This is a genomic window from Isoptericola sp. NPDC057653 (assembly GCF_042799955.1).
Taxonomy (GTDB): Bacteria; Actinomycetota; Actinomycetes; order Actinomycetales; family Cellulomonadaceae; genus Isoptericola.
Genome location: NZ_JBHVHP010000007.1, coordinates 1 through 4,403 on the forward strand (window position 1 = coordinate 1; position 4,403 = coordinate 4,403).

The 4,403-nt window shown below is 67.3% G+C and carries 5 protein-coding genes; 1 reads left to right on the forward strand and 4 read right to left on the reverse strand.

All coding sequences use genetic code 11. The features are described from left to right. Positions 1 to 229: 229 nt before the first annotated feature. From ACFU9A_RS21735 to ACFU9A_RS21745, 3 genes are read right to left on the reverse strand one after another with little or no spacing between them, the layout of a single operon-like run. On the reverse strand, positions 230 to 541 hold the full coding sequence (locus tag ACFU9A_RS21735) for a hypothetical protein (protein ID WP_376947934.1): 312 nt from the start codon (positions 539 to 541) through the stop codon (positions 230 to 232). Continuing rightward, positions 538 to 1,968: a hypothetical protein gene (locus tag ACFU9A_RS21740; RefSeq protein ID WP_376947985.1), complete on the reverse strand. Its 1,431-nt coding sequence runs from the start codon at positions 1,966 to 1,968 to the stop codon at positions 538 to 540. Before ACFU9A_RS21740 ends, ACFU9A_RS21735 begins: the two co-directional genes overlap by 4 nt. A 2-nt stretch (positions 1,969 to 1,970) precedes the next feature. Next, positions 1,971 to 2,369 (reverse strand): hypothetical protein, encoded by a 399-nt coding sequence (locus ACFU9A_RS21745; protein WP_376947983.1) that lies wholly within the window; start codon positions 2,367 to 2,369, stop codon positions 1,971 to 1,973. Positions 2,370 to 2,493: 124 nt separating this feature from the next. Here ACFU9A_RS21745 and ACFU9A_RS21750 point away from each other — a divergent pair, with 124 nt between their 5' ends. Next, positions 2,494 to 2,784, forward strand: a complete 291-nt coding sequence (locus tag ACFU9A_RS21750) for a hypothetical protein (protein ID WP_376947939.1) — start codon at positions 2,494 to 2,496, stop codon at positions 2,782 to 2,784. A gap of 246 nt (positions 2,785 to 3,030) precedes the next feature. Here the strand turns inward: ACFU9A_RS21750 and ACFU9A_RS21755 are convergent. Continuing rightward, the coding region (locus ACFU9A_RS21755; RefSeq protein ID WP_381856561.1) for a protein rep at positions 3,031 to 4,403 on the reverse strand (1,373 nt) is incomplete at its 5' end.

Here is a 4,403-nt window from a genome sequence, read left to right on the forward strand (position 1 = left end):
GACCTGTTCCGTGATCAGCTCTTCGGCCTCGATCACACCGGCCTGGTCGTCTCGACCGGTGTCGGCGGTCTGCCCTACGCTGTCCATGGACGTTCTCCGTTCGTGCTGTCAGAGGCGGGGCGGAGACCAAGGGGCCCGAAGCGTCACCAGCGCTTTCGGGCCCCCTTTGCGTCTCTCGTGCGATCCTGTCCTCAGTGGCCGACCGGCGTGATACGAACACGCCGGGCGGTCACTTCGCGTTCTGCTGGCCCATCAGGCTCTTGATGACGAGCCAGCCGATGGCCGCCGAGATGGCTGCGATCCCGACCGCCACCGCGACGACGGCGACGGCCAGGAGGAGGGCGACGACCAGGACCCCGGCCCCGGCCCCGGCGATGAGCTGTCCGGAGTGCTGACGGAGCCAGGAGGGCGCGGGGGCAGCCTGCTGGACCACGACGTAGGCCGGGGGCTGCTGGAGGCTCTGAGGGGCGCTGAGGGCCTGTCCGGGGCCGATGTGGATCGGGGTCGGGGTGTAGACGGGCGGGGGCTCGTACGCGGTCATGACGCCTTCCTCCTACGGGTCGTCTTCGGGGCTTCCTTCTGGAGCGGCACGGTTGTGCCGGCCGAATCGGCGGAGACGTCTCGGACGGTGGGGGCAGCCGCGGGAATGACGTCGGCGCGGTAGCCGATGGACGCGGCGACGAGCTGGAGCATGGCGGCCTCGTCGATGTCGCCCACCCGGACGCGGTCGTAGCGGCCGGAGAGTCCGGGCACCCCGGTGACGACGCAGACCCCGGCGAAGCGTTCCTTGTCGATCAGGGTCGTGGGCTGGTTCTCCTCGTCCTTGCGGATGCCGTTGCCCAGCGCGGCCTCTGCCCCGTCGATGGTGAAGGTGGCGAAGCAGACGCCGACTTCGAGGTTGTCGCGGACGGCGGTCGGGATCGCGTCCGAGGTCTGCTTCTGGGTGCCGACGACGGGGATCACGCCGAGGCCGCGACCTTCCTTGGCGACCGTCCGCATGAGCCGCTGGTTGGCCTCGATGAGTTCCTTGTCCTTGCCCTTGAGCCCGGCCGCGTCGATGTAGTTGTGGCACTCGTCCATGAGCACCAGGACCAGCGGGATCGTGACGGTCGGTCCGGCCTTCCAGAACTTGTGCGTCCCTCGTTCGGCCACGAGCTGTGAGGGCCGGTCCTTGATCAGCCGGACGAGTTCGGTCAGGCGCTGATGGGCGGTCTCGGGGTTGTCCCCGACGATGAACATGGCCCGCTGGCCGACCTCTCCCCAGTCGCCGTATCGGGGGTCGCTGGTCTTGCCGTCGAACACGGCGAACTGGACCTCGGGCCGCCGAGCGAGGGAGGCGAACCAGCCGAGCATGAGCATGGTTTTGCCGTAGCCCGGCATGCCGGCCACCTTGATGCCGGACAGCTCTCGGAGCGGGATGACGAGGTCGCGGGCCCAGGGGTTGCGGCCGAGCGGGAGCACCCAGTCGTCCCCGGCCGGGAAGGCGTACGGGAAGTGCTCGTCCAGCGGGTTGCCGACGAGGCCGCGAAGCTCGACCACACCGGGGGCGACGCGCTGGACCTCGACCGTCTGGCAGCCCCAGGAGTCGGCCAGCCACCCGGCTGCCTTCTCGTACTCCTCGATGCCGACCTTCGGGATCGTGGCGGCGCGGACCCGGATGCCCCAGGGCTCGGGGTAGACCCGGATCTTCGGGACGACGGTGATCGGCTTGACCGGCTTGCCGTCCATGCCCTTGCGGCCCTTGGTGTTCTCGTCCACGCGGGCGAGGCCGAGGTTGGGGGCGAGGCGCTTCCACCGGAGCGAGATCCGCCAGGCGTGCCGCATCCGGCGCCGCTGGAGCGGGGTTGCGCGGAGGTAGCGGTAGGTGGTGATCAGGAGCCGAGCGGCCCCCCAGCCGACCAGGGCCACGAGGGCAACCAGGGCGATCAGGGGGGCCGCGTTCAGCCCGTCCAAGACGGAGGAGGTCACGGTCAGCCCTCCGACTTCCGGCCGGACGGGACGGCGGAGATGGCGCGGACCTCGTCGGCCTGGTACCAGGCCGTGCCGCCCACGATCCGCTCGTTGCCGTTCTTGTCGGTCCGCTTCTCGGCGGGGCTGACGCCCACACGGAAGCCGACGAGCTCGACGGGGGTCGGGCCGCCGAGGGTCTGGGCGGGGTCCTGGTGGGACGCGATGCCGATCTTGAGGATCTCGTTCTCGACGCGGCCGAACTGCTGGAAGGTGGCGACGACCTGGACCTCCCACTTCGGGATGCCGTCCTTGGTCGTGTCCTGCTTGTCGTTGTTGCCGAAGACGGTCTTCGGGGAGCTGCTGAGGAACATCAGCATGTTGAAGCTCTTGGCCTGGTCAACGAAGAAGATCGCGGGCATGGGGGCCTCTTTCTGACGTGTCGTCATGTGACGAGTGGGTGACTACGTGCTGTGCTGTGCTCTACCCTGAACCCAGTCAACGGGGATTGTCAACTGGTTTGTGGATTGCATGGAGGAGTTCCCTATGTCGGCCGTACCGAAGAAGACTGCTGATCAGGCCAAACGGCAGCTCGAACGTCTCCGGGACCTGGCGGTGTACGGGCTGACGGCGGATCAGGCGAACCGGCCGGACGCGGCGGAGTGGTACCGGACGATCCTCCGTGCTGCCTCTGACATCCGGGAGGAGAGTCGATCACTGGAACGAACCCTGTCGGATGAGGCCCTGGAATCCAAGTGCCTTTCTCCGACTGAGGTTTCGCGGGCGGCGAAGGTCTCGACTGCGGCCCTGTACAAGCGGAGGAAACAGGATGGCTGATGAAAGTCAATTAGGCCCCCGTCCGAATTGGGCGGGGGCCTTTTTGGTGGGACCGGGCCTGAGAAAGTCTTTACCGAAAGCTGATCAGCGGGGCCCCTCCGGGATCAAGAAAAGGGGCCGAGTGCCCACTTACGCGGTGAGGGCTTTCCAGCCCTCTCCATTGGTACAAGTGTAATGGCCCCTTTTCATGATCCCGCCCCGCAGATCACCTTTCGGCAAACACTTTCCCAACCCCTAGGAAGTTGGTCATCCTGCGGGAGCGTCGGGGCCCTTCTCGTAGACCAGGTGGTAGGCAGTCAGAAGGTTGACCAGCTCTGCGAATCCGCCGTTCTCGGCAGCGTCGAGGATGGCGGCCTGGAGGCCCGGCACCCGTCGCATGGCCCGGAGCGATTCGGCCGGCAGAAGTGCCCACGTCTCCCCGCCGACCTCTTCGGCCGCGACCTCTTCGTCGGTCAACTCCGGTTCGTCATCGAGGAGTTGGGCCCGCAGGCCGCGTGACCATGTGATCGCTCGTCGCCGGAAGGTCGCCTTCTCGTACTCGTGCCAGACCGGGACGACGGCGGCGTCTCCGGTGACGCGCAGGTATTCCAGCATCTCGAACGGGGCGAGGGTTCCGAGGCGTCCGGCCTTCATGTCGCCACGGGCCATTTCGTTGCCGAGGTGGCCTTTGCCTTCCTGGACCTTGGCGATATATTCACCTGCCTCTTCCGGGGTGGTGACCTTGGACCAGTTGACACCGTGTTCCTTGCTCGGCTCGTATCCCTTCTTCTTCATCCAGGCCCGCCAAACCTTGTCCCACCGGTGAATTGCGTAGGCGAGTTCGGGGCCGGTTTCCTCGTTGAGGAGGAGGACGACATGCAGGTGCGGATGCCAGCCGTTGCGGGTTCCGTAGGTGATTTCGAGCGAGCGGATATTGCCCCGGACTCCGAGCCGGTCGCGTTCTCCGAACACTCCCCGCTTCGGGTCACCGGCCCAGGCCCGGCCGGACATGAGCTGACGCCATCCGTTGGCGACCGCGTCGAAGAGGTCGGCAAGATCGTGATGCTTCTTGTGACGGGCCGTCAGGGTGACCATCCAGGCCGTTCCGCCGTCGGCCATGTGCCGGGCGACGGCGCGTGCGATCTCGTCGGCGCGGGTGGCCCGGATCTTGGCCGAGCACACCGGGCAGGCCCAGATGGAGCCGCAGGAGCAGAAGCCGGACCAGTGGGCGACGCCAGCGTTGACGACGACCGCCGCCAGGCCGTCGCCGACGTTCCCGTTGGTGGTCCGGCCGCACTTCTTGACGCGCGGGATCGTGGTGATCCCCCAGAGGACTTGCCGCTGTGCGAAGCGCTTCCCACGGCGATCCTGCCGAACGGCCGATTCGGCCTCTGAGCTGGGAAGTTCTTGGATGTGGGAAACATTATTCGCGTTGTACCTAGAAGGGCCGTCCGCCAGGCCGCCAGAGGCGGCCCGGCTGCCCCTCCTGCCTTCGGCCCGGGGCTGCCGGGAGACCTGGCGACCGGCCGTGGCCGTGAGGGTCCTGCGGACCTGTTCCGTGATCAGCTCTTCGGCCTCGATCACACCGGCCTGGTCGTCTCGACCGGTGTCGGCGGTCTGCCCTACGCTGTCCATGGACG